This is a genomic window from Brucella intermedia LMG 3301, from assembly GCF_000182645.1.
In the GTDB taxonomy this organism is placed as follows: domain Bacteria; phylum Pseudomonadota; class Alphaproteobacteria; order Rhizobiales; family Rhizobiaceae; genus Brucella; species Brucella intermedia.
Map to the genome: position 1 here is coordinate 1,647,578 of NZ_ACQA01000001.1, position 23,261 is coordinate 1,670,838.

Genomic DNA, 23,261 nt, shown 5'->3' on the forward strand with positions numbered 1-23,261 from the left:
AGGTAAGCCGGGCTTAAGCAGATGGCGCGAGGAATGAAGGAACACTCCGCTTGGACACACCGACGATTTCTGTGGTTATCCCCTGCCGCAACGAAGCCGACAATCTTGCCTTTCTGCTGGATGAAGTCGATGCCGCCATGCAGGGCCGCGCATACGAAGTCATCGTCGTAGACGACGGTTCGACGGACTCGACCAGCGACGTACTCGCGGGCCGCATCCATGCAGGCAAGCCGCTTCGCCATCTGCGCCATGATCGTTCATCGGGCCAGAGCGCCGCAGTGCGCTCCGGTGTCTTCGCGGCGCGCGGCAAGATCGTCGTGACCATGGATGGCGACGGGCAGAACAATCCCGCCTATCTCCCGGTTCTGGCGGATGCGCTGATCAAAGCCGGACCGGATTACGGCATTGCTGCCGGACAGCGCCTCAAGCGCACGGATACGAAACTCAAGCAGTTGTCCTCGCGCTTTGCCAACAATCTGCGCGGCGCGATCCTCAAGGACAAGACGCGCGATTCCGGCTGCGGCCTGAAAGCGCTGCATACCGACCTGTTCCGGCAACTGCCATTCTTCGATGGCTGGCATCGCTACCTTCCTGCGCTGGCGCTGCGCGAAGGCTACGATGTGGTGCATGTCGATGTGGTCGATCGCGAACGCCGCCACGGCAAATCCAATTACGGCATTCTGGACCGTGGAATGCGCGGGATTCTGGATCTTTATGGCGTCTGGTGGCTGCGCAAGCGCCGCAAGGTCGTTCCCCGCGTGAGGGAGATCACCCATGACTGATATTTTCAACAGCCTGTCGCAGTGGCTGCACGACGTTTTCGTGGCGCAATGGGATGGCTGGATCGTGCTGGGCTTTGTCGCCCAGGCCTGTTTCACCATGCGCTTCGTGGTGCAGTGGCTCGCATCCGAAAAGGCAAGGCGCAGCGTCATGCCGGTGGCCTTCTGGTTCTTCTCGCTGTTCGGCGGCGCTTTGCTGCTGATCTATGCAATCCAGCGCAAGGACCCGGTCTTCATCGCCGGTCAGGGCCTCGGCCTCATCGTCTATATCCGCAATCTCTGGCTCATCGCCAACGAAAAGAAGCGGCTGACAGCCGGGGAGTAAACTCCCCCGGCTCGGAACTTTTGTTTTTAGGCCCTCAGCGTCCGGCCCACTGAGCGATAGTCAAGCCCGGTACCGGCAATGTCCTCGGCCTTGTAGACATTGCGCAGATCGATCAGCACATTTCCGGCCATGACACCGGCCACCCGTTTCAGATCGAGCGCACGATAGGCGTTCCATTCCGTCAGCAGAGCCACGACACCCGCCCCCTCTGCAGCTTCATAGGCTGAATTGCACCAGACAACATCGGGCAGCACCGCGCGGGCCGCGTCCATGGCTTCCGGGTCGTGCGCCTGAACCTTGATTCCGGCCTTCTGTATGGCCGCGATAATGTCGAGCGCGGGAGACTCGCGAATATCGTCGGTGTTCGGCTTGAAGGCCACCCCGAGAACAGCAACCCTGTCCGCACCGCTCTCCTTGGCGGCGGTCACGATCCGTTCCGCCATGGATTGCTTGCGGGTTTCATTGACCGCGATCACCTGTTCGATCAGCGACTGACGCGCCTCGTATTTCTTGCCGGTTGCAGCAAAGGCGCGCGTATCTTTCGGGAAGCACGATCCGCCGAAACCCGGTCCTGCGTGCAGGAACTTGGATCCGATACGATTATCCATGCCGATGGCGCGAGCCACTTCCTGCACATTGCCGCCGGTCTTCTCGCAAAGGTCGGCGACCTCGTTGATGAAAGTCACCTTCATGGCCAGAAAGGCATTGGCCGCATATTTGATGATTTCCGCATTTTCCAGCGACGTGACGACCATCGGCGTTTCACGCAGGTAAAGCGGACGATAGAGGCGCTGCATTGCGGCCTTGCCGCGCTCGTCCTCCACGCCGACGACCACACGGTCGGGTCGCATGAAATCCTCGATTGCCGAGCCTTCCCGCAGGAATTCCGGGTTGGACACCATCGAGAACGGTACGCCCGGATTGGCGGCCTTGATGCGGTCGCGTATGCGCGCATTGGTGCCGACCACGACTGTCGACTTGATGACGACGACGGCGCCGGGCTTCATGGCGGCGGCGATTTCATCCGCAGCAGCCTCGATATATTGCAGGTCCGCCTCGCCGTCGCCGCGACGGGACGGCGTGCCGACCGCGATGAAGATGACATCGGCATCCGCGACACTTGCCGGAAGGTCAGTGCTGAACTCCAGCCGGCCATCGCGAATGTTGCGGGTCATCAATTCATCGAGACCCGGCTCGAAGATGGTGACCTTACCGGCCTTCAGCCGTTCGATGATCGACGGATTCTTGTCGACGCAGGTGACGTGAAAGCCGAATTCGGCAAAACACACACCCGAAACCAGCCCCACATAGCCCGTTCCGATCATCGCCAGCTTCATATGTTCAGTCCTTCAGTTTGCCTTCGCGAGAGCCTGATGAGATTCCGGCTCCGGTTTGCCGGAAATGGAGGCGTTAGAGAACCGGAGCATCGTTCACTTAAAGTTACATGCGGACCGGAAGCGTCAAACAACACCATTTGCAGGCTGCCAGAACCGAAATATCGGTAGGATCACAGCCATTTGTCGTAGTCCGACACCAACAGATGCAGCGGCTTCTCGTTTTCTTCGATATTCGAAAAGCGGCCGATCGGCTCGCGGAAAATATTGTCAGTCAGATCGTCGTTGACGGTCGAAACTTCACCGATCAACACGTCACCGCCCTCGCCCCAGAAGGCATGCCAGTTGCCGGGCAGCAGCGTCACGCTTTCACCAGGCTGCAGCTTCAGGTGAGCGCCGGCCTTCTGCGTCACAAGGCGTCCGTCGGTTGCGACCGTCACGTCGGTTTTCTCGTCCACGCTGCCGTCGGGCCGTGAATTGAACAGTTCGAGCACCAGCGTGCCGCCGCCGCGATTGATGATGTCTTCAGCCTTCACCACATGGCGATGCATCGGAGAAAGCTGGTTCTTGCGCGAGATCATGATCTTCTCGGCATAGAGCATGCCGCCGCCCCGCTTGAGGTCCTCGGCATTGCCGTTGCGCGTGGTGAAGAGGAACAGTCCGAGATCGGCGAACTTGCCCTGTCCGTAGTCCGTAATATCCCAGCCGAGACGCGCATCGCGGATTGCACGCGCATCAGACGAGGTGCGTACCTTCAGTTCCTCGGGCGACCAATAGGCGAAGGGCGGCATGACATAGCCGAAAGAGCGGATGAAAGCGTCGCTTTCGCGGATGATTTCGTTGATTTCAGAACGTTTCATGGCCACCGAGCCTCCCATGGAATGAAACAGATTGGGATATGGTTGACGTGGTAACTGGCTTTTAAACCAATTTGCAATCCCGGAAACGCTCCGCAGGCGCATGTAACACACATTTGCGATGATCTGGCTGCGCCGCAAAAGCGACATTTTGGCGTGTCGTCTTTACGCGAAAACCATGTCGCATCCCAATGCGCGTTTAGAATAGTTCAGTGATTGAATCAGGATAACGGAAGCCAGCTCACAGACCTCGGGAGATGTGGGCAAGCCATTGAGATAACGGGACAAGCCGTGCTTCCGGAAGACAAAGGGAACACCGGATCGAGCCATAGTCGCTGCGAGAACAGCAGAAGGGCCGATCCAAGATGGAAAGCAAGGGTTCGAGGCTATGGACGTTCGCAACGAAATGCTGGGGCTGTTGACCGGGCGCGACCCCAATTTCAGCCTGGAGCAGAAATTCTACACCGATCCTGAATATTACAAGCAGGATCTGGAGAACATTTTCTACAAGGACTGGCTGTTTGTCGGCCACTACTGCGAGCTGCCGAAGACCGGTTCCTACATGACCGTGCAGATCGGCGCTTACCCTGTGGTCATCGTTCGCGACGCGCAGGGCGGCATTCGTGCTTTCCACAATTCCTGCCGCCATCGCGGCTCGCGCATCTGCGCTGCCGAAAAGGGCACTGCCGCAAAGCTCGTGTGCCCTTATCACCAGTGGACTTACGAACTGGACGGACGCCTCCTCTTCGCACGTCAGGTCGGCCCGGACTTCAAGCCAGCCGAATACGGCCTGAAGCCGGTTCATTGTGAAACCGTCGCCGGCTATATCTATGTGTGCGTGGCCGACGAAGCCCCCGATTTTGCTTCCTTCCGCAATCTGGTCGAGCCTTATCTCGCACCGCACAATATCAAGGACGCGAAGGTCGCCTTCGAAAGCTCGATCATCGAGAAGGGCAACTGGAAACTCGTCTGGGAAAACAATCGCGAGTGCTATCACTGCGCCGCCAACCATCCCGAACTCTGCCGCACCTATCCGGAAGCGCCGTCGGCAACCGGCGTGCAGGGCGTAATGGAAGACCCGGAGATCAACCAGCTCTGGAAGAACTGCGCCAGCGTCGGCCTGCCTGCACAATTCAACATGTCGGAAGACGGCCGCTATCGCATCACCCGCATCCCGCTTCTGCGCGACGCGGTGAGCTACACGATGTCCGGCAAAGCCGCGGTGAAGAAGCCTCTGAGCGATCAGGTGGCTGGCGCCACGAATATCGGCGCCATGCTGCTGTTCAACTATCCGTCGACCTGGAACCATCTGATGGCGGACCACGCGATTTCCTTCCGCGTTCTGCCGATCAGCGCCGAGGAAACGCTTGTCACCACCAAATGGCTCGTTCACAAGGATGCGGTCGAAGGTGTGGATTACGATCTCGACGAACTGACCCATGTCTGGATACAGACAAACGATCAGGACCGGCAGATCGTGGAAGAAAACGCCGTCGGCATCCGGTCGCCCGCCTATCAGCCCGGCCCTTACTCGGTCGAACATGAAGGCGGCGTGATGCAGTTCCTCGAATGGTACACCAACACAATGACGCCGCGCCTGCGTGGCGAAGCGGCAAAGCTCAGCCGCGTCGCCTGATACCGTAATACGAAGCGAGAAGTGAGAAGGCCATGCAGCCTCTGAAATATCTGGATGAGATGCTGCCGTGGAACGACAGGTTGCAGATGCTGGAATGCATCTCGGCCATCGAAGAAGCGCCAGACGTCATGACCTTCTCCTTCAAGACCGCCGAGGACAACTGGTTCCGCTATACGCCGGGCCAGTTCGTCACCCTTGAACTGCCGATTGAACGGGCCGACGGGCTGGGGCCGGTGCTGCGGACCTATACGCTGTCCTCGACCCCTTCCCGTCCCTACCATATCTCCGTCACCGTCAAGGCGCAGAAGGGCAGCATCGGCACGCGCTGGATGCTCGACAATCTGCGCCCGCCGATGAAGATCAAGGCTTACGGGCCGAATGGCGATTTCTCGCTCGCCAACCATCCCGGCGAAAAATATCTCTTCGTCTCCGCCGGTTCCGGCATAACGCCGATGGTCTCCATGACCCGCTGGCTCTTCGATTGTGCACCTGCGACCGACGTCGCCTTCATCAACTGCGCCCGGACGCCGGACGACATCATTTTCCGCCGGGAACTGGAATTGCTTTCGGGCCGCATGGAAGCCATGCGGCTGGCCTTTATCGTCGAGCAATCCTCGGCGCGCCATGTCTGGCCAGGCCTGCACGGGCGCATCGACCGTGCCCGGCTCGAACTGCTTGCGCCAGACTTCCTGCACCGCACGGTTTTCTGCTGCGGCCCGGAGCCGTTCATGAACGGAGTGCGCGGCCTGCTGGAAGATGCCGGCTTCAACATGGCCAACTACCATCAGGAAAGCTTTAATCCGGCGAGCGAGATTTCGTCGGTTCCGGTGCCTTCAACACTTTCCGAGACGGCTGCGGCAGCCCCCGCCGCCCCGGCGGTAGCGTCCGCCAGCGTCGTCTTCAGCCTTTCCGGCGTGGAAGTGGAATGCACGGAAAACGACACGATCCTGCTTGCGGCACGCAATGGCGGGCTCAAGATTCCGAGCGCCTGCGAGTTCGGCATCTGCGGCACCTGCAAGGTGAAGTGCCTCGGCGGCGAGACCGAAATGAACCACAATGGCGGCATCCGCGATGACGAGATCGCGGAAGGCTATATCCTCGCCTGCTGCAGCCGCCCGCGCGGCCGCGTGGAGATCGATGCCTGACCTTGCAGTCACAGCACGAGTTCTGGAAAAGGCTTAGGCTTTTTTCAGAAACTCGGTCCGCAGCACCAATCCCTTGACCTGCTTGGTGCTGCAATCGACTTCCGCCGGGTTTCCGGTAAGGCGAATGCCCTTGACCAGCGTTCCCCGCTTCAATGTGGTGGAGGTTCCCTTCACCTTCAGGTCCTTGATGAGCGTGACGGAATCGCCGTCATTCAACTGGGTGCCATTGCTGTCGCGGACGATTACGTCTGTCATGATGGTTTCCTGTCTGGTGTCTGATCTGGATCGTCCGTAGCACCCTTGCCGATGTTATACCAGAACGCGGCTTATAGCTTACCTCGCAAAACCTCTTCGGCTCTTGCCGTGGCACGCATCTTGTCCGAAAACCGGTTCCCACTTTCCAGGATGCGCTCTATATCTGGTTGCAAAACAAGCCAAGCGGGAGCGCTTCATGATCGGTCATGCACTTGTGGTTATCGACGTCCAGAATGATTTCTGCCCCGGCGGTTCGCTGGCGGTTGATCGCGGCGATGAAATCATTCCGACCGTCAACCGGCTGATTGAGGAAAGCGAAAACGTCATCCTCACGCAGGACTGGCACCCTGCCAACCATTCAAGCTTTGCTTCGACCCACCCTCGCGCCAGGCCTTTCGATACGGTCGAAATGGCCTATGGCCTGCAGACGCTCTGGCCCGACCATTGTGTGCAAGGCAGCCGCGGAGCGGATTTCCACCCGGACCTGCAATGGACGCGGGCGCAGCTCGTCATCCGCAAGGGTTTTCGGATCGGCATAGACAGCTATTCAGCATTCTTCGAGAACGATCATAAAACGCCGACCGGCCTTGGCGGATATTTGCGCGAACGCAATATCGGCTCGCTCACCCTGGTGGGCCTCGCCACCGATTTCTGCGTCGCTTATTCAGCGCTTGATGCCGTGACCCAGGGCTTTCAGGTGCGCGTCCGTCTCGATGCCTGCCGCGGCATTGACCTCAACGGCTCGATGGACATCATGCTCGAAAGGATGAAACAGGCTGGCGTCGAACTGATCGACGAGCCTGTTTCGGCATCCCACTTACTCTAGCTCACCGTCCGGCATGGCGATAAAGATCAGCACGGCGATGATGGTGATGAAGAACCGGAACGCGGATTCAATCCCGTTCCAGGTCTGCGACATCCACATGCCGAACCATTCCCCGCCGACCGACATGAAGCCGACCTGCCAGACCAGAAAACCGAGCGACAGGCCCGCAATGGCCCACTTCTTGGAGCGGTTGAAGCTCGCCGCCCGGTCGGTCAGGCGGCCAAGCATGGCAAAAGCCCCAATCCAGCACAGGATCGCCGTCAGCGTTTCCGCCGCGATGATCAGAATATAGGCGGCATTGTGCAGCATCGGATTACCGATGGCACGGTACTTGATCGTGGCATCGGGAAAGATCGTGTCCATCATCAGAACGTGCTGCACGAAGGCGAAATTGGTATCGTAATCGGTGATATTGCCGAACGAAACCAGCGTTGCGAAAAAGGCTATTGCCGCCACGAAGGCGGTCTTGCTCAACCGTGTAACAACCATGGAAACGTGCCCTCCCCAGTGAAGCCGCATCGCTGCATTCGAGACGACCCGCGGCAAATTGCGAAACCCATCGCAATGATCAATGGTCCTCAACTCCGGCGATTCGGTCAAGACCAACAAAAAAGGGCAGCGTAAGCTGCCCCTTTGTTCAGACTGCACGAGGCAAGGCTAGTGCCCTGTGACCTCTTCGGCTTCTTCCTGCCAGTTCGGATTGAGCCGGTTGTAGCGCAACGAAGACATGAACGAGAGACCGATCAGGGCCGCACCGATAAGGCCGGTGATGACTTCCGGAATATGCACCAGTGTCTGGACATACATGATGACCGCCAGAACCAGGATTGCATAGAAAGCGCCATGTTCAAGATAGCGGTACTGGCCCAGCGTCTTGCGCTCGACAAGCATGATGGTGAGCGAACGCACATAGAAGGCGCCGATGCCAAGGCCGATGGCGATAATGAACAGGTTCGTGGTGAGCGCGAAGGCACCGATAACACCGTCGAACGAGAAGCTGGCATCCAGAACTTCCAGATAGATGAAGGCGCCAAGACCGCCGCGATGGACCATGTCCATCTGTTCCTGCGTCGCATCCAGCACCTCGCCCAGCCCTTCGACGGCAAGGAAGGTCAGAAGGCCGAACAGCGCCGCAATCAGGAATGTGTGCGAATGTTCGGCATCCAGCTGGTAGGAGAAGAAGATGATCAGCGCGATTGCGACCCCGATTTCCACTCCCTGCACGGAAGCGAACTTCGACATGCGGCTTTCGATGGCCTTGATCCAGTGCACATCCTTTTCGACATCGAAGAAGTACTTCATGCCGACCATCAGCAGGAACGTACCGCCGAAGGCGGCGATGCCGGTGTGCGATTCCGAGATCACGCGGGCATATTCATCAGGCTGCCAGATGGCGAGTTTCAGTGCCGAGATCGGATCGGTCCACATGGCAACCGCGACAATGGCGAGCGGGAAGATGATGCGCATGCCGAAAACGGCAATGATAATGCCCCAGGTCAGAAAGCGGTGCTGCCATTCCGGGGTCATGTCGCGCAGGATGCGCGCATTGACGATGGCGTTATCGAAGGAAAGCGAAATTTCCAGAACGCTGAGAACCGCACAGATGATGAAGACGGAGACCATTCCCCCAAAAGTGCCGGTCAATTCGTAACCGAGCCAGACGGCACCTGCGAGACCCAATACGGTAAAAACCATGGGCCAGATAAAATAGCGAAGAGTGGCCATTGCAAACCATCGGATTATTATTGTTATCAAACGGAAACAGGCAATGGACACCGCGCAACGAACCCGCGAAGCGAAGCCCGCTTCCCGCATCCGTTCTACCTGACCACTGCTCTTCCCGCCAAGGCGTAAAGGCTATGTAAGTAGCATGTCAGATGCAAACAAGAGAAAGCGTGGCAATAAATTGGCAATTTTGCGGATTTGATGTGCTGAAATATTTCGTTACTATTCCGTGATACTAAAGTCGAACCCACCCGCCCTCTCCTGCCTTGCTCCCGGCAGTAAAATCCTCTCCACATGATCGCTCTGTACGAATTGTCACGTGGTAAAAACTTAATCTCAACATAGATTCCGGGTGCGGATCGCGGTCAGCAATGGCTGCGCACTTTTACAGGAATGAAGGAACTCAGCAGATGATTGCTCCGGAAGAACTGCAGCGCCGAATTGAGAAAAGACTTGCCGAGAGCAGTTTTACACAGCCCGAACTGCTTATCCGCCGGGCACACCGCGTGGCGCTCGAAGGCAAGAACGGATCGGCCTCCGACGCCAACGCGCTGCTGAAGGAAGCCGGTTCGCAAATCGGTCTGCAGGAACTGACCGAAATCATCGACCACAGGCCCTGGCTGCTCGAAATCATTATCAACAGCGCAGGAAAAAACGGCAGCAATTCCGGCCATCACTAGCTTGCGACAATGGGCGGGAAAGATGCGTATTTGCGCTGATATACTGGCTTTCAGGCAGCAACGGCAGAAGAGCGCCGTGCAGCGCTGCCACCAATAAATTGCAACGCCCGTTTAAAATCCACAGAACAAACACCAGTACAAGTAAGAATTTTCATTTTATTTCCCAAAGCGATTAACATATATATGGAGAAAGATTTGATTCCGATGTATTATCAGGAATGCTAATACATAATTGAGGGGGTTTTTTCAGTGAAAGACGGAAAATCACGTAACCAGAACGGGAATTTACTGTTAAAATTTTACAGAAGTATTATATTAGCATCGTCTGTTTTAATTGGAACATCAACGGCATCGCTCGCAGCCGATGCCGTAGCAGCACAACCAGAAATTCAGGACCAGCAGCGCTGGCAGGTGATTGTCAGCCCTTATCTGTGGGGCGCGTCGCTCAATGGTAGCGCCGGATTGCTTGGCCGCAGCACCGACGTGAATATGCCGTTCAGCGAGATTTTCGACAATCTCGATATGGGTGTGATGGGCAATGTCGATATCACCAACGGCACGTTCGGCTTTTTCATTGACGGGCAGTACGTCAAGACCAGCCAGGACGAAAGCCTCCGCGACAATGAGCTTGCTCTCGACATCAAGACGGCGAGCCTGTCGGCTGGCGCTTACTATCGCATCTATGAGCAGCAGCTCGAAGGAACGACGCTATTCGGAAACCAGCGCGTCTTCGCGATTGAACCGACGGTCGGCGTTCGCTGGACAAAGCTTGAAGCAGGATTGCAGGTTGGCCGCTTCAGCGAAACGAGCAAGGTGGAATGGACAGACCCGTTCGTGGGAACGCGCGTCTTCTATGATATCAACGATCGCTGGAACATTTTTGCGGAAGCCGACATTGGCGGTTTTGGCGCCGGCACTAAGCTCAGCGCCAACGGCCAGATCTATCTCGGTTACCGCACGATGGTTTTCGACGTGCCCACGACGTTCCGCGTCGGTTATCGGGCGCTATATCAGGATTACAAGGACAACGATACGATTGCGAAGTTCAAGTATGACGTGACCCAGCACGGGCCGGTCGTCGGCTTCTCCGTCTCGTTCTGATCGCGTTAGATTTCATCTCACTTGTTCGACCCGCCGGCCCGACCGGCGGGTTTTGCTATTCGCCCGCGTCGATTGGCGCAATATGCCTGCCCAAACTGGGAAATGATCAGGCTCCGGATTGACAGGCCATCGGCCTAAGTAAAATTCAACCACTTCTCCCTAATATTAGCGGGTACTATGCCGGGTATCGGAGCGCAGCGGAAAGCGGCTCTCGGAAAAGATATCCGCCAGAACAATGCGCTGGAGCAGCTCCGATTGACTGGAAGCGCTCCAAGGGGGGAATAAATGGCCTTTATCTTCGAGCTGCCGATCTACCTGTCGTTTGCTGCCTTCATCATACTCGGAATTGTGTTCTATGCGGTGGGGCGTTTTGCGCTGGACATGCTTTCAAAACACGCAGCCAGCGATGCTCTGTCGATTCCAATCGGCGCCTTCATCGGCACCATCGCAACCGCCTGGGCTTTGTCGCTCGGCTTCGTCGCGGCAGATATATGGAGCGTCAATTCCCGCGCCGATCAGGCTGTCAGTGAAGAGCGCTCGGCGATTTCCCGCCTGATCGGAACCTCCAATGCGGAGATATTGGCCGCGCCTGCGCTCTCAACCGCCCTCACCGGCTATCGCCATGCCGTCATCGATGATGAATGGCGCGAGAAGATCAATGTCGAGCCGGCAGGTTCCGTTGAAACCGCGCTACAGAACATAAGGCGCGAGATCATCAATCTGGCCCGCACCGACGTCCCCTCGCCGGTAATCTCGCAGCTCATCAACGACTTCGATGAATTGCAGGACGCACGCAATACCCGCCTGGCCGTCGGTTCGACCTCCATCGACTATTACAAATGGTATCTCGTGCTTTCCCTGACGTTCCTGACCGCGATAACCATCGCCGCCACCCACGCCGATCGCGTGCCGGCTGGTGTGAAAGCGCTCGTCATCTACTCCCTGACAGCCTCGTTCTGCCTCTGGATTCTGGCTATTCATGCAAATCCCTATCAGGGGCTGGAGCGTCTGGAACCGTCCCTGCTTTTCACAAGCCACAAGCACCGCTAGAATAGCAGGAGATTCGGTCTATTTTATCTTGCTGAAATTGCACGGAAATTCGTTCAATCGAATGCGGAGCGGCCATTTGATAAAACTGCTGGGTACAGGCGTCCTCATGGGTTTGATGTCCCCGGTCGGGCTGGCTTCGGCACAGACCTTCAGTGTCTGCCACGGTTACGAATGTTATTACCGGACCAAGGTGACGCTGACCCCGAAAGAGGAACAGCGTATCCGCGGCCTTCTGCAAGCGGGCAGTAGAAGCGCGGATGGCGAACGGAAGGCGTTGCGCGCCGCAGTTGCGATCTTCGAACAGCGCAGCACTGCGACCATCGGCGTCCGCGACAAGCCGAAAATGCAGTTCGGCAAGGCCCGCATCAGGGGCCAGATGGATTGCATCGATGAATCGACCAATACCGACAACTTCCTGCATTATCTGCAATCACGAGGCTGGTTGAAGCATCACTCCGTCGCGCGGCGCGCTTCACGCGGAGCCTTCTTTGACGGCCGCTACCCGCACTGGACAGCGGTTATCGAAGACAGGCAGGGCCAGCGCTGGGCGGTCGATTCCTGGTATGAGGCGGGCGGGAGGACCGCCGGACATCATGCCGTTGCAGCAATGGAAACGGCGCGGATACATGGGAGAACGCTGATTGCGAGCCCTGCAATCCGGAACGCACCTCGCCGGGCAGAGGCACGCGCTCTTCGCCGAGTCCGCTAACCTGCGGCTCTGTGAAGCTTTCCAAAAATTTCTGAATTTTTTTGCTGAACCAATCCTGTTCCGTCGCGTTAGTTAACCATAACCAACCCAGAACGGAGGACTACCAATGGACTGGAATCGCGTTGAAGGAAACTGGAAACAGGCCAAGGGCAAGATCAAGGAGCAGTGGGGCAAACTCACCGACGACGACCTTGACCAGATCAATGGCCGGCGCGAACAGTTGGAAGGCAAGATTCAGGAGCGCTACGGCATCGAGAAGGACCGTGTGCGTTCCGAACTGGACGATTGGTACAATCGTCAGACCTGGCTTTCCTGAGGCCGGAAATTTCAAGTCGAAGCCCTGCCATCCGGCAGGGCTTTTTCTTTATGCTACCGGCAGCTGTCCACCCGCTGCAACGAGGCTGAGAGCCCCATCAAGGAAAACGTATAGTGGGTCTGTGTGCCACGGGCCGATGTGGCCTGGACATTGAGCGTCTTGCCTGCGCGCATCGCGCGTATCAACTTGGCTTCATCGGCCACATTTTCCGCCCAGGCGCGATTACCCTCGCTGAAAAACGGGAAACGCGCGCCATCCACCATCACATTGACCGAACTATCCGCCTTCAACTGATATCCCATCACCAGTTGCGGGCTGTATTGTCCGTCCGCCTTGGAAATAATCACGAAATTATCGCCGTGCCGCACACCGGCTGGATGGAAATTGACCGGAACGGTCAAAGCATAGCACTTGTTTCCTGCAAGTTCGGTGTTCTGATAAACACCCCAATCCCTGAATTCACCCAGATAACTCGTCTTCGCTGAAGCCGCGAGAGAACTCGCCACCAACCCCGCCAGTGCCAGCGCAACGGTGGTTGCATTTTTTCTCATCGCCCAAAACCTCCAATTTGTTGCCAGTTCACGTCACTTAAAAAATTGTTTCATTGCGTTACTATTTTCTTAACGAACCGCTAAAATTTGTTGAAACTTTGTGATGACGGCTGGCCCACCGACCTGTTGAAGCAGGCGGCGGCTTCAACACGCGATATCGGCAGCGCCAATCCTGTCGAAACCAGCCTATCGGAGATCGAGTTTTTGGAACGGGGCGTCCCACAGACAAGCGCAGGTCCCGTCCGGAATTTTGCTATCGCTACAAAACTGTCTGAAGGAAAAATGGTGGGCCCGGAGGGACTCGAACCCCCAACCAAGCGGTTATGAGCCGCCGGCTCTAACCAATTGAGCTACAGGCCCCACGCATCCTTGCCCTACCCTAAAGAAAGCCGGGACACAAGCTGTCAAATGCATCAGTTGCCCTAATGCGCACATATTCAGTTGCGAAGCATGCAACCGGGAGCACTTCCCGCAGAAGTGCGCAGCGGTTTTGTGGGATAATGCGACGAAACAAATACTTAGAGCGCTTCCGGCGGCTCCGCTTAAACTGGAAACACCTGCTTCTCATTTTAACCGGAGGTTGCATTTGGCACGCAATTCGAATCTGATATCGTCTGCTCCATGCACGAGAGGGAACTTAAGAAATAAATGATTTCAAAGACAAGGCGGCCAGCCATTCCGGCACGGCCTGCCCTGCCAAAGCTGCCTCAACTTTCTCTACAGGAGATTTTATGAACAACCGCGCTACCACTCTTCTTGCAACCTCCTTTTCTGCAATCATGCTCGCAGGCGCGCTGACGCTGCCGGCTCTGGCACAGGAGAATCAGATGACGAAGCAGCCTGCGCGTATCGCCGTCACCGGCGAAGGCACCATGACCGCCTCGCCCGATATGGCCATCCTCAATCTCTCCGTATTGCGCGAGGCGAAGACCGCTCGCGAAGCCATGACGGCCAACAATGAAGCCATGGCAAAGGTGCTAGAAGCCATGAAGAAGGCGGGCATTGAAGACCGCGATCTTCAGACCGGCGGCATCAACATCCAGCCGCGCTACGTCTATCCTGACGACAAGAATGGCCTGAAGGAACCGAGCATCACCGGTTACACCGTTTCAAACAGCCTGACGGTGCGTGTGCGCGATCTGGCCAAGGTCGGAAACGTGCTCGACGAATCGGTCACGCTCGGCATCAATCAGGGCGGCGACCTGAACTTCGTGAACGACAATCCCGCCGCAACGATCAACGAAGCGCGCAAGCGCGCCGTTACCGACGCTATCGCCAAGGCCAAGACGCTTGCCGACGCAGCCGGTGTCGGCATTGGCCGCCTCGTCGAGATCAACGAGCAGAGCCGTCCGCCCATGCCGATGCCGATCGCGCGCGCGCAGTTCAAAACCATGGCTGACGCGGCACCGCAGGGCTCCGTTCCGGTTGAAGCCGGCGAGAACAGCTATAATGTCTCGGTCAACGTCGTTTTCGAGATCAAGGAATAACGTCCAGTTGAGGACCAAACAGGAAGGGGCGCACCAGCGCCCCTTTTCTTTGCCTGCCGACAACGAAAAGCCCCGGCCTGATTGCGCAGGCCGGGGCTTTTGAAATTCAAAGCGGGTTTAGCGAATGATCGGGCAGCCGCGTACATTCGCAAATACGACACCTGCGGGGCGACCGTGGCGGAAGCCGCGAACCTGAACCGACTTGCCGCGATAGACGACACGCGCATTGCGGATGCCCATGCGGTTGGCCTTCATCTTGGCGCCTTCGACCGAGCATGCAGGACCGCGATAAACCGGGCGGCCGTGGCGATGGCCGCGATAGTCGACGTTCACGATGGTAGAACCTGCCGACGTGCTGACAGCTGGAACGGCAACCGGCGATGCAGCGCTGGCCGTGGCAGCCGTCGTGAAGATGGCGGCAACACCAAGAGCGGCGGTTACGACGAACGACTTGAGCGAAATAGCAGACATCTTTGAACCTCTTTCGATTTGTTTCCAGGTCTTGCCTGAGACATCCGAGAAGTAGCCCGCAATAGATGAACAGAATGAAAAACCATCATTCATGTACCGTTCAGCTTTCCGTGAAGCGCAAGGCATATCGGCGCTACACCACCATAAATAGAATAAATTCAAATACTTATAATGACTGAAACTCTGTGCCGCTCTGTTCCGGCCACAGATTAAATTTACGCAATGTTTGAAAACCGGTGGCCAGCCGTCACCGGTCGCCCGGCATCACCATATGGTCCAGATAATCGTCGTCGTCTTCCATATCGTGATCAAAGGCCGTCACCTTGCCGCGAACGGAAATGCCTGCTTCATGCACGGTTTCGGGCGAACCGGAAACAAGCGGGTGCCACCAGTAAAGGTCCGAACCCTCCGCAACCAGACGATAGGCGCATGTCACCGGCAGCCAGTCCACCTCATCGACGATTTCCGGCGTCAGGAACACACAGTCCGGCACCGTCTTCTTGCGGTTGGGATAATCGCGGCATTGGCAGGTTTCGGCATTGAGCAGCGTACAGGCGACACTCGTCCAATAGATTTCGTCGGTGTCCTCGTCCTGCAACTTGTGCAGGCAACATTGGCCGCAACCGTCACACAGGCTCTCCCACTCGCTGCGGGTAAGCTGGTTCAGGGTCTTGGTGCGCCAGAAAGGTTTGTCGTTCATGATGCAGCGTATACTGGAATTGTGTCCGGAATGGCATGGACAAATCGCCGCCACTCAGAACAGTTGAAATCGGTTCCCGGACAGGTTAAGCAAGCGGCGTCATCACGATGACCGTAAGCGTCTTACGTCAGGCAACGCATCAATCCGCCGGGAACGGCAATTCGCATTGATGTTTCGTTGCGCCTTTCCCGCATACTATTCAGGAATACACATGTCTCGGTTTGAATGCGCACGCCGCAGGAAACTGCCCGCCCGCTATGCATCTATCGTGATGCCTTTCATCCTATCGATCATGATGACATTCATCGTGTCGCTGATTGCAACCGCCAAGAGCCTTGGCTTTACCCATCCCGAACTCGCATCGAGTTGGATGGGCGCCTGGGCTCTTTCATGGGTGGTCGCGTTTCCGGTGCTCCTCGCCATTCTGCCCATCGTGCGCAGAATGGTCGCCATGCTGTGCGAGCCGCATTAGTTTTTAAAAAAAGCCGCGCACCTTGATGCGCGGCTTTTCCAATCTTCTTGCGAATGGTTCAGCGGAAAATGGCTTCGCCCTGTTCATCCACGATCTGCCGGCCCTTGTTCAGCGCAATGCTGGCGGCATCTTCGATGCCAGGGCAACGGTCGGCGCGAACGAAGCGATATTCCTTCACTTCGCCGTCGATCGACTTGGAAATGACGCCGCAGACCTGATACTGCCCGCCCTCGCTATAGGGCGTGGCAATGATCAGAAAGTCCTTGTGCTCAAGGCGACCAGCCTCTTTCGGCTCTGCCGGTGTTTCGGAGGCGGAGCCTCCACCGAAAAGACGCTTCAAAAAGGACATATCGCCTCCCCTTCCCGTATGTTTTGTTCTGCTTGGCTATCCAGGCCGGTTTAGCTGTCCAGGAACGAACGCAGCTTGCGCGACCGGCTCGGGTGCTTCAGCTTGCGCAGCGCCTTCGCTTCGATCTGGCGGATACGTTCGCGGGTAACCGAGAACTGCTGGCCGACTTCTTCCAGCGTGTGATCGGTGTTCATGCCGATGCCGAAACGCATGCGCAGAACACGTTCTTCACGCGGAGTCAGCGAAGCAAGGACACGGGTCGTCGTATCGCGCAGATTGGCCTGAATGGCTGCATCGATCGGCAGAAGCGCGTTCTTGTCCTCGATGAAATCGCCTAAGTGTGAATCTTCCTCGTCACCGACCGGGGTTTCGAGCGAGATCGGTTCCTTGGCGATCTTCAGCACCTTGCGCACTTTTTCCAGCGGCATGGCGAGCTTTTCGGCCAGTTCTTCCGGCGTTGGTTCACGACCGATTTCATGCAGCATCTGGCGCGACGTGCGAACGATCTTGTTGATCGTTTCGATCATATGCACCGGAATGCGGATGGTGCGCGCCTGATCGGCAATCGAACGGGTGATCGCCTGACGAATCCACCAGGTCGCATAGGTCGAGAACTTGTAACCGCGGCGATACTCGAACTTGTCGACCGCCTTCATCAGGCCGATGTTGCCTTCCTGAATGAGATCGAGGAACTGCAAGCCACGGTTCGTGTACTTCTTGGCAATCGAGATAACGAGACGAAGGTTGGCTTCCACCATTTCCTTCTTGGCGATGGTCGCCTCGCGTTCACCCTTCTGCACCTGATTGACGATACGACGGAATTCGCCGATCGAAATCGCGGTTTCGGTTGCCAGCATCTGGATTTCCGAACGCAGCCGATCGATGGTGCGTTCCTCCTTGGCGGCGAATTCCTTCCAGCCGCGCGCCGAAAGCGTGCTCACGCGCTCGACCCATTTCGGGTCCAGTTCGTGGCCCTGATATTCCTTCAGGAACTCCTCGCGGCGCACGCCGAAGGATTCGGCCAGACGCAGGAGCTTGCCTTCATTCTGCACCAGACGCTTGTTGATGTCGTAAAGCTGTTCGACAAGCTGTTCGATACGGTTCTGGTTCAGCGACAGCGACTTCACTGCCTTGATGAGCTGATCCTTGAGTTCCTTGTAGCGACGCTCCTGGCTGGACGACAGCTCGCCCGTCGCGGCCAGACGGCCCTCGACCTGCTGGTCCTGCAGCTTGCGCAGCTTCTTGTAGGTGTCGGCGATGAGATCGAGCGTTTCCATGACCTGCGGGCGCAGTTCGGCTTCCATGGCCGCCAGCGACAGGTTGGCTTCGTCCTCGTCTTCTTCTTCCTCTTCAACCGGCATGTCGCCGCCGACATTGGTGATGTCGTCGTCGTCACGCGAGCGGCGCTGAGGCTTGTCATCGCGCGGCTTTTCCTCTTCCACCCGCTCGATCACCGGGGCCTGCTTGGCTTCCGGACCGGCATAGGTGGTTTCGAGGTCGATGATTTCGCGCAGCAGGATGTTGGAATCGTTCAGCTGGTCGCGCCAGATGATGATCGCCTGAAAGGTCAGCGGGCTTTCGCACAGCCCTGCGATCATGGTTTCGCGACCGGCCTCGATGCGCTTTGCAATGGCGATTTCGCCTTCACGCGACAGAAGCTCGACCGAACCCATTTCGCGCAGATACATGCGCACCGGATCGTCGGTACGGTCGGTCGGCTCTTTCTTGGTCGTGGTGGTGGCAACAGCCGTGCCGCCGGATTCGACCAGATCGCCGCCCTCTTCCGAGTCGTCGTCGCTGTTGTCTTCGCGGTCGTTGTCCTGCTCGTCGTCTTCAACGACGTTGATGCCCATGTCTGAAAGCATCGACATCGTGTCTTCGATCTGTTCGGATGTCACTTCCTCGGAAGGCAGCACGGCGTTCAGCTCGTCCATCGTGACGTAGCCGCGCTTCTTCGCGAGTTTGATCATCTTCTTGACAGCATCGTCAGAAAGGTCGAGAAGCGGACCGTCGGCAGCACCTTCGCGCTCGACTTCGGCTTCTTCGTTTTCCTTAACCTTCGTTGCCATATGTTCTTCTCCAGGCGACCCCGGTCGCTTCTAAGATATATAGAGTTCTCGGACAGTTTTGCGAGGTCGCAATCCGTCAGTTGATTCTGCGAGTAGCCGATTTCCTGTTAATGGCGGATTAACCTTGCCATCGGTATCGGGCTTCTTCATCTCCGATTTCTTGTGGGCAGATGGGCGGTCAACCGGACAACGCCACTTTCCGGGCCACTTTTCCGGCCCGTACCCAGCTTGCCGCCTTGCAGCCTCGGATATCACCGGTTTCTGTTCTTTTCCTTGTTCGAACTGTCGTGATTCCGTCATTTACGCCATACGTCAAGAGCGACTCACCTGATTCGCGCTTAAAAAGCGAATCATTTTGTTGTCGCAGCCTCTCCGTCGGCCAGATAGAGCGCGTTTGCGGGATCGCAACCCCGCATTTCCGGCTGTTGTGGCAGCCTGATTCGTGAAACCCGAATCAGAAGCCGCCGGGCGGACGCCCTGAAGACAGGCCGAAACCATCAATCAGCGCTTCTGTCGCATCAGCTTTCAAAATCTGATTTTGTATATCTCTGAGACGTGCGAACAGCTCGCCCGTTTCATCTGTTTCAAGCGCGGCCTCAACGGCTCGCAGCTCCTTATGTAGTGTGCGCGCCCGCTGATGCAAGTGAAGCGCCTGCCGAAGCGCTTCCCGCGCATCGTCTTCTGCGGCCAGTGCCGTCGCGGTCCAGAGCTTCGCGCCCTTCACCACAAGTTCGAGCATTTCGATCTGTTCGCCATGCCCGGCATTGACCAGCGCCCGCCGCATCGCATGGCCATCTTCCATGTGACCGGCAGCCAGCACGTCCAGCATAGCCAGATGCAGCGACCTCAAGGCTTCATGTCCCAGATCGAGCGCGGCCAGCGTCTCGAAATCCTCTTCGATCAGACGCGGATGGTTGAGAAGCGTCAGCACGATTGCCGTTTCGCGCAAGGGAGCGTGCGAACCAGCACCCGGCCTGCCGCCCTTTACCAGCGTGGAACGCACCAGGCTGTCGGAAATCGCAAGGCGCCCGCTGCCGCCAGCCGGTCCGCCGCGCCCGCGCCCGCCTTCGTTCCTGCGGTTGAAAGACGAATTGCGCTGCCCTCCGCCCTGATACCCCTGTCGTCCCTGACCAAAGAAAGCCTGCGCCCGGTCGCGCATATCCTGGCTGTAGTGGCGGCGAATATCTTCATTGGCGATGCGGCTGGTAATCTCCCGCAGCCGGGCTTCAAGCTCGGCCCGGCGCTCGGGCGTATCGAACACACCGCCTGCCGTTTCCCGCGTCCACACCATATCGACCAGCGGCCTGGCATCGCGCAGGACCGCATGGAACGCAGCCGACCCTTCCGCCTTGACGAGATCGTCCGGGTCCTGCCCCTCCGGCAGAAGAGCAAAACGCAGCGACTTACCGGGCTGCAAGGCAGGCAGCCCCAGATCGACGGCGCGATAGGCGGCGCGAAGGCCCGCCCCGTCGCCGTCGAAACACAATACGGGTTCGGGGCTGATGCGCCAGAGCAGATCGAGCTGTTCTTCGGTCAGCGCCGTGCCGAGCGGAGCCACCACCTGATGAATACCGGCCTGCGCCAGCGCGATCACATCCATATAGCCTTCGACGGCAATGATGGATTTGGCGGGCTCGCCGCCTTGGGGCTGGCAGGCCTTGCGCGCCCGCAATCCGTTATAGAGCACCCGCCCCTTGTGAAACAGTTCGGTTTCCGGCGAGTTCAGATATTTTGCCGGGGCATCGGCAGAAAGCGCACGGCCACCGAAGGCGATGATGCGCCCGCGCAGATCCTCGATCGGGAACATGACGCGATCGCGGAAACGGTCATAGGAAACCGCAATTCCCTCGCCGTGCACGACAAGGCCGCACGCCTCGATCTGCTCGCGCGACACGCCCTTGCCAGCCAGAAATTCCTTCAATGCGTTGCGCGATTCCGGCGCGTAGCCGATGCGGAATGCTTGCTGTGTCGCGGTCGAAAGGCCGCGGTCGCGCAGATAGGCGCGCGCCTTGGCGCCAACCGCATTTTGCAACTGGCTTTCAAAAAACTGCGCAGCCAGTTCCATGACATCATAGAGCGTGGCGCGCTGCGCCTCGCGCTTTTCCATTTCCGGATCGCGCGCCGGCATCGGCACGCCTGCCATATCGGCGACGCGTTCGACGGCTTCGGGGAAACTCAGCCCCTCGAGATCAGTCAGAAACTTGAAGTGATCGCCGGTCACGCCGCAACCGAAACAATGATAGCGGCCCTTGCGGTCTTCACAGTGAAAGCTCGGCGTCTTCTCGCCATGGAACGGACAGCAGGCCCAGAAATCGCCCTTTGGCGGATTGCTTTTCTTGCGGTCGAACGAAGCGCGCGTCCCTATCAGCGTCGAGATCGGGACGCGGTCTCTGATCTCATCGAGAAAGGAGGGCGGAAAACGCATTACAGATTTCACTTTCGGTTCATACAGGCAGGCCATTCGGGCAACCAGTGCATTCTAAAGAGTATATAGGCCCGCCCGCTTCCACAGTCCATCGCGCAGGCGCGTCCCTCCCCGCTAATCACATGTCGTCAGCGGACAGGCGCATTGTCACAAAACTGTCATATATTCGTCATGACGCTGTGGGAATGGATTGCTTTTTATTGCGAACAAGCCCATATCTCTTGGAAATTTGATTAGCCGGAACATATTTTTTCTTCATTTGTTGCGTTAGCTTAATCACAGATATTCACCTCCAACCCGAAGGGATTTTGCCGTGAATGGTTCTGTAGTCCTTTTGCATCTGGCCGGTGCAGTTGCCCTCCTGCTATGGGCGACACGCATGGTGCGGACCGGGGTGGAGCGCGCCTATGGCGACCGGCTGCGCAGACGCCTGCGCAACCAGATGCAGAATCCGCTGCTTTCCGTTGCCTTTGGCCTGGCCCTTGCTGTCGCGCTGCAAAGCTCGACTGCGGTTACGCTTCTCGTCGGTTCTTTTGTCGGGTCAGGTTTTGTCAGCGGCATAGCGGGCCTCATGGCCGTGCGCGGCGGAGAGCTTGGTTCCGCCCTTGTCGTCAAGATCCTGAGCTACGACCTCACGCTTCTGGTGCCGCTCTGCCTCGTTATCGGCACCGGCATCTTCATGACGACCGAGCGCCGCGACTGGCGGCAGATCGGACGTATTCTGGTCGGCATCGGCCTTCTCATCATGTCGCTGGAAATGACCGGACAGGCCACGGAACCTCTGCGGCAAAGCGAATTGCTGCCGGTCATCGTCGATTATCTGTCCGGCGATCCGATCACCGCCTATCTGCTTGCAGCGCTGATGACATGGCTGTTTCATTCAAGCGTTGCCGCCGTCATCCTCCTCACCACATTCGCCTCGCGCGGGCTGATCCAGCCAGAACTTGCCGTGGTGATGGTTCTCGGCGTCAATCTGGGTTCGTCGATCATCGCGCCGATCCTGACCCGTCATGCCCCGCCGGAAACCCGCGTCGTGCCGCTCGGCAATCTCCTGATGCGCGGCGCCGGATCGCTCGTCATGCTGGTGCTCTACCAGACCTTCAAACCATCGGTCGCCTTCCTTGGCGCCGATCCGGTTTCGCAGGTGGTCAATGCGCATATCCTGTTCAACGTCATCGTGATGATTGCAGGCATCCCGCTTTCCGGCCTCGTGCTGCGGGCGACCGAAGCGCTTGTGCACCTCAACGCCGACAGCAATGCGCCTGCTCAGCCGCTGGCGACCGAGGAATACAGCGCGCTCGATGCCGCCGTGCTCGACCGGCCTTCACAGGCGCTCGCCAATGCAACCCGCGAGGTGGTGGGTGTCTGCGACACGATCGAGGTCATGCTGCGCCGCATTATCGAGCTTTATGAAAAGCCCGATCAGGCGCGGATCAACGAACTCGCGGCGCTGGACGACCGGGTGGACAAAAAGCACGCCGCGATCAAGCTTTACCTGACCAGACTCGCAACCCATGAATTGTCGGATTTCGAGTCCCTGCGGATGCAGGAACTGCTGGGAGCCTGCGTAAAGCTCGAACAGGTGGGCGACATCATCGTCCGCAACATGCTGGCGCATGTCCAGAAGAAGATGGACCACCAACTGGAATTCACCGAGGAAGGCTGGAAGGAACTCAGCCATTTCCACGCCATGGTTCTGGCCAATGCGCATATGGCCTTCAACGTCATCGTTTCACGCGATGGCCGCACCGCCCGCCAGCTTGTGCAGGAAAAGGACCAACTGCGCGAACTGGAAAAGCAGACGAGCATGCGGCACTTCACGCGCCTGCGCGAAGGCGCGACCCGCAGCATCGAGACGAGCTCCATCCATCTCGACACGATTCGCGACCTCAAGCAGATCAACTCGCTTCTGGCGTCGATGGCCTACCCCGTGCTCGAGGAACAGGGGCTGCTGAGCGATACGCGCCTCAAGACCGCCAAGCAGAGCTGACCGCCGGTC

24 protein-coding genes and 1 tRNA gene are annotated in these 23,261 nt (G+C 57.7%); 13 read left to right on the forward strand and 12 right to left on the reverse strand.

Annotated elements, in window-relative coordinates:
• Positions 1 to 50 precede the first annotated feature (50 nt).
• Positions 51 to 782: a glycosyltransferase family 2 protein gene (locus OINT_RS07835; protein ID WP_006467249.1), complete on the forward strand. Its 732-nt coding sequence runs from the start codon at positions 51 to 53 to the stop codon at positions 780 to 782.
• Entirely contained in the window at positions 775 to 1,104 is a 330-nt protein-coding gene (locus OINT_RS07840; protein ID WP_006467250.1) for a lipid-A-disaccharide synthase N-terminal domain-containing protein, read from the forward strand. The genes OINT_RS07835 and OINT_RS07840 overlap by 8 nt, the downstream gene beginning before the upstream one ends.
• Before the next feature lie 26 nt (positions 1,105 to 1,130).
• On the opposite strand, the gene OINT_RS07845 is transcribed toward OINT_RS07840, so the two are convergent.
• Positions 1,131 to 2,441, reverse strand: a complete 1,311-nt coding sequence (locus OINT_RS07845; protein WP_006467251.1) for a UDP-glucose dehydrogenase family protein — start codon at positions 2,439 to 2,441, stop codon at positions 1,131 to 1,133.
• 170 nt (positions 2,442 to 2,611) lie between these two features.
• The gene (locus OINT_RS07850; protein ID WP_006471662.1) at positions 2,612 to 3,298 is read right to left on the reverse strand and encodes a D-lyxose/D-mannose family sugar isomerase; all 687 of its coding nucleotides are present in this window, start codon (positions 3,296 to 3,298) and stop codon (positions 2,612 to 2,614) included.
• A gap of 385 nt (positions 3,299 to 3,683) precedes the next feature.
• On the opposite strand from OINT_RS07850, the gene OINT_RS07855 reads away from it, so the two are divergent.
• Both OINT_RS07855 and OINT_RS07860 read left to right on the forward strand, forming a co-directional pair.
• Positions 3,684 to 4,931 (forward strand): aromatic ring-hydroxylating oxygenase subunit alpha, encoded by a 1,248-nt coding sequence (locus OINT_RS07855; RefSeq protein ID WP_006467253.1) that lies wholly within the window; start codon positions 3,684 to 3,686, stop codon positions 4,929 to 4,931.
• Between the two features lie 32 nt (positions 4,932 to 4,963).
• Positions 4,964 to 6,076 (forward strand): FAD-binding oxidoreductase, encoded by a 1,113-nt coding sequence (locus OINT_RS07860; protein WP_006467254.1) that lies wholly within the window; start codon positions 4,964 to 4,966, stop codon positions 6,074 to 6,076.
• Between the two features lie 33 nt (positions 6,077 to 6,109).
• Here the strand turns inward: OINT_RS07860 and OINT_RS07865 are convergent, their stop codons facing one another.
• Positions 6,110 to 6,331, reverse strand: coding sequence for an alkylphosphonate utilization protein (locus tag OINT_RS07865; protein ID WP_006467255.1), 222 nt, complete (start codon positions 6,329 to 6,331; stop codon positions 6,110 to 6,112).
• A gap of 196 nt (positions 6,332 to 6,527) precedes the next feature.
• Between OINT_RS07865 and pncA the strand changes: the two genes are divergently transcribed.
• Positions 6,528 to 7,157 carry a bifunctional nicotinamidase/pyrazinamidase gene (gene pncA / locus OINT_RS07870; RefSeq protein ID WP_006471661.1) on the forward strand — a complete coding sequence of 210 codons (630 nt, stop codon included), beginning with the start codon at positions 6,528 to 6,530 and terminating at the stop codon, positions 7,155 to 7,157.
• Here the strand turns inward: pncA and OINT_RS07875 are convergent.
• Together OINT_RS07875 and OINT_RS07880 are read right to left on the reverse strand one after the other, a co-directional pair.
• On the reverse strand, positions 7,149 to 7,646 hold the full coding sequence (locus tag OINT_RS07875) for a DUF2165 family protein (protein ID WP_006471660.1): 498 nt from the start codon (positions 7,644 to 7,646) through the stop codon (positions 7,149 to 7,151). The genes pncA and OINT_RS07875 overlap by 9 nt on opposite strands.
• 168 nt (positions 7,647 to 7,814) lie before the next feature.
• Positions 7,815 to 8,882, reverse strand: coding sequence for a DUF475 domain-containing protein (locus OINT_RS07880; RefSeq protein ID WP_006471659.1), 1,068 nt, complete (start codon positions 8,880 to 8,882; stop codon positions 7,815 to 7,817).
• Between the two features lie 410 nt (positions 8,883 to 9,292).
• Here OINT_RS07880 and OINT_RS07885 point away from each other — a divergent pair, with 410 nt between their 5' ends.
• The 5 genes from OINT_RS07885 (at position 9,293) to OINT_RS07905 (ending at position 12,738) form a co-directional block, all read left to right on the forward strand.
• Entirely contained in the window at positions 9,293 to 9,562 is a 270-nt protein-coding gene (locus tag OINT_RS07885) for a hypothetical protein (RefSeq protein ID WP_006471658.1), read from the forward strand.
• Positions 9,563 to 9,895: 333 nt separating this feature from the next.
• Positions 9,896 to 10,663, forward strand: coding sequence for a hypothetical protein (locus OINT_RS07890; RefSeq protein ID WP_376781022.1), 768 nt, complete (start codon positions 9,896 to 9,898; stop codon positions 10,661 to 10,663).
• Positions 10,664 to 10,948: 285 nt separating this feature from the next.
• Positions 10,949 to 11,713, forward strand: a complete 765-nt coding sequence (locus OINT_RS07895) for a bestrophin-like domain (RefSeq protein ID WP_006467261.1) — start codon at positions 10,949 to 10,951, stop codon at positions 11,711 to 11,713.
• Positions 11,714 to 11,819: 106 nt separating this feature from the next.
• Complete coding sequence (locus OINT_RS07900; RefSeq protein WP_235691661.1) at positions 11,820 to 12,422, forward strand: hypothetical protein; 603 nt, start codon at positions 11,820 to 11,822, stop codon at positions 12,420 to 12,422.
• A gap of 106 nt (positions 12,423 to 12,528) precedes the next feature.
• Positions 12,529 to 12,738, forward strand: a complete 210-nt coding sequence (locus OINT_RS07905; protein WP_006467262.1) for a CsbD family protein — start codon at positions 12,529 to 12,531, stop codon at positions 12,736 to 12,738.
• A gap of 53 nt (positions 12,739 to 12,791) precedes the next feature.
• On the opposite strand, the gene OINT_RS07910 is transcribed toward OINT_RS07905, so the two are convergent.
• Both OINT_RS07910 and OINT_RS07915 read right to left on the reverse strand, forming a co-directional pair.
• On the reverse strand, positions 12,792 to 13,289 hold the full coding sequence (locus OINT_RS07910) for an invasion associated locus B family protein (RefSeq protein ID WP_006467263.1): 498 nt from the start codon (positions 13,287 to 13,289) through the stop codon (positions 12,792 to 12,794).
• Between the two features lie 283 nt (positions 13,290 to 13,572).
• Positions 13,573 to 13,649: transfer RNA gene (locus OINT_RS07915), tRNA-Ile, on the reverse strand.
• Between the two features lie 371 nt (positions 13,650 to 14,020).
• Here OINT_RS07915 and OINT_RS07920 point away from each other — a divergent pair.
• On the forward strand, positions 14,021 to 14,776 hold the full coding sequence (locus OINT_RS07920; RefSeq protein WP_001064928.1) for an SIMPL domain-containing protein: 756 nt from the start codon (positions 14,021 to 14,023) through the stop codon (positions 14,774 to 14,776).
• Positions 14,777 to 14,893: 117 nt separating this feature from the next.
• Here OINT_RS07920 and OINT_RS07925 read toward each other — a convergent pair whose 3' ends face one another.
• Together OINT_RS07925 and OINT_RS07930 are read right to left on the reverse strand one after the other, a co-directional pair.
• A complete protein-coding gene (locus OINT_RS07925) occupies positions 14,894 to 15,247 on the reverse strand; it encodes a hypothetical protein (RefSeq protein WP_006471654.1) in 354 nt (117 codons plus the stop codon).
• 247 nt (positions 15,248 to 15,494) lie between these two features.
• Positions 15,495 to 15,947, reverse strand: coding sequence for a YcgN family cysteine cluster protein (locus OINT_RS07930; protein ID WP_006471653.1), 453 nt, complete (start codon positions 15,945 to 15,947; stop codon positions 15,495 to 15,497).
• Positions 15,948 to 16,158: 211 nt separating this feature from the next.
• Here OINT_RS07930 and OINT_RS07935 point away from each other — a divergent pair, with 211 nt between their 5' ends.
• Complete coding sequence (locus tag OINT_RS07935) at positions 16,159 to 16,419, forward strand: DUF2798 domain-containing protein (RefSeq protein WP_006471652.1); 261 nt, start codon at positions 16,159 to 16,161, stop codon at positions 16,417 to 16,419.
• A 58-nt stretch (positions 16,420 to 16,477) separates the two neighbouring features.
• On the opposite strand, the gene OINT_RS07940 is transcribed toward OINT_RS07935, so the two are convergent.
• The 3 genes from OINT_RS07940 to dnaG all read right to left on the reverse strand — a co-directional run bounded on the left by OINT_RS07940 (position 16,478) and on the right by dnaG (position 21,262).
• Positions 16,478 to 16,768 (reverse strand): HlyU family transcriptional regulator, encoded by a 291-nt coding sequence (locus tag OINT_RS07940; protein WP_000008939.1) that lies wholly within the window; start codon positions 16,766 to 16,768, stop codon positions 16,478 to 16,480.
• A 50-nt stretch (positions 16,769 to 16,818) separates the two neighbouring features.
• Positions 16,819 to 18,837 (reverse strand): RNA polymerase sigma factor RpoD, encoded by a 2,019-nt coding sequence (gene rpoD / locus OINT_RS07945; RefSeq protein ID WP_006467266.1) that lies wholly within the window; start codon positions 18,835 to 18,837, stop codon positions 16,819 to 16,821.
• Positions 18,838 to 19,291: 454 nt separating this feature from the next.
• On the reverse strand, positions 19,292 to 21,262 hold the full coding sequence (gene dnaG / locus OINT_RS07950) for a DNA primase (RefSeq protein WP_006471650.1): 1,971 nt from the start codon (positions 21,260 to 21,262) through the stop codon (positions 19,292 to 19,294).
• Positions 21,263 to 21,575: 313 nt separating this feature from the next.
• On the opposite strand from dnaG, the gene OINT_RS07955 reads away from it, so the two are divergent.
• Positions 21,576 to 23,252 (forward strand): Na/Pi cotransporter family protein, encoded by a 1,677-nt coding sequence (locus tag OINT_RS07955; protein ID WP_006467268.1) that lies wholly within the window; start codon positions 21,576 to 21,578, stop codon positions 23,250 to 23,252.
• Positions 23,253 to 23,261: the final 9 nt, after the last annotated feature.

Coding starts and splice junctions, on each gene's coding strand:
- dnaG (WP_006471650.1), bottom strand. CDS start 21,262: ATGCGTTTTCCGCCCTCCTTTCTCGATGAGATCAGAGACCGCGTCCCG.
- OINT_RS07865 (WP_006467255.1), bottom strand. CDS start 6,331: ATGACAGACGTAATCGTCCGCGACAGCAATGGCACCCAGTTGAATGAC.
- OINT_RS07895 (WP_006467261.1), top strand. CDS start 10,949: ATGGCCTTTATCTTCGAGCTGCCGATCTACCTGTCGTTTGCTGCCTTC.
- rpoD (WP_006467266.1), bottom strand. CDS start 18,837: ATGGCAACGAAGGTTAAGGAAAACGAAGAAGCCGAAGTCGAGCGCGAA.
- OINT_RS07920 (WP_001064928.1), top strand. CDS start 14,021: ATGAACAACCGCGCTACCACTCTTCTTGCAACCTCCTTTTCTGCAATC.
- OINT_RS07855 (WP_006467253.1), top strand. CDS start 3,684: ATGGACGTTCGCAACGAAATGCTGGGGCTGTTGACCGGGCGCGACCCC.
- OINT_RS07900 (WP_235691661.1), top strand. CDS start 11,820: ATGGGTTTGATGTCCCCGGTCGGGCTGGCTTCGGCACAGACCTTCAGT.
- OINT_RS07925 (WP_006471654.1), bottom strand. CDS start 15,247: ATGTCTGCTATTTCGCTCAAGTCGTTCGTCGTAACCGCCGCTCTTGGT.
- OINT_RS07910 (WP_006467263.1), bottom strand. CDS start 13,289: ATGAGAAAAAATGCAACCACCGTTGCGCTGGCACTGGCGGGGTTGGTG.
- OINT_RS07875 (WP_006471660.1), bottom strand. CDS start 7,646: ATGGTTGTTACACGGTTGAGCAAGACCGCCTTCGTGGCGGCAATAGCC.
- OINT_RS07930 (WP_006471653.1), bottom strand. CDS start 15,947: ATGAACGACAAACCTTTCTGGCGCACCAAGACCCTGAACCAGCTTACC.
- OINT_RS07885 (WP_006471658.1), top strand. CDS start 9,293: ATGATTGCTCCGGAAGAACTGCAGCGCCGAATTGAGAAAAGACTTGCC.
- OINT_RS07935 (WP_006471652.1), top strand. CDS start 16,159: ATGTCTCGGTTTGAATGCGCACGCCGCAGGAAACTGCCCGCCCGCTAT.
- OINT_RS07845 (WP_006467251.1), bottom strand. CDS start 2,441: ATGAAGCTGGCGATGATCGGAACGGGCTATGTGGGGCTGGTTTCGGGT.
- OINT_RS07880 (WP_006471659.1), bottom strand. CDS start 8,882: ATGGCCACTCTTCGCTATTTTATCTGGCCCATGGTTTTTACCGTATTG.
- OINT_RS07850 (WP_006471662.1), bottom strand. CDS start 3,298: ATGAAACGTTCTGAAATCAACGAAATCATCCGCGAAAGCGACGCTTTC.
- pncA (WP_006471661.1), top strand. CDS start 6,528: ATGATCGGTCATGCACTTGTGGTTATCGACGTCCAGAATGATTTCTGC.
- OINT_RS07905 (WP_006467262.1), top strand. CDS start 12,529: ATGGACTGGAATCGCGTTGAAGGAAACTGGAAACAGGCCAAGGGCAAG.
- OINT_RS07940 (WP_000008939.1), bottom strand. CDS start 16,768: ATGTCCTTTTTGAAGCGTCTTTTCGGTGGAGGCTCCGCCTCCGAAACA.
- OINT_RS07860 (WP_006467254.1), top strand. CDS start 4,964: ATGCAGCCTCTGAAATATCTGGATGAGATGCTGCCGTGGAACGACAGG.
- OINT_RS07840 (WP_006467250.1), top strand. CDS start 775: ATGACTGATATTTTCAACAGCCTGTCGCAGTGGCTGCACGACGTTTTC.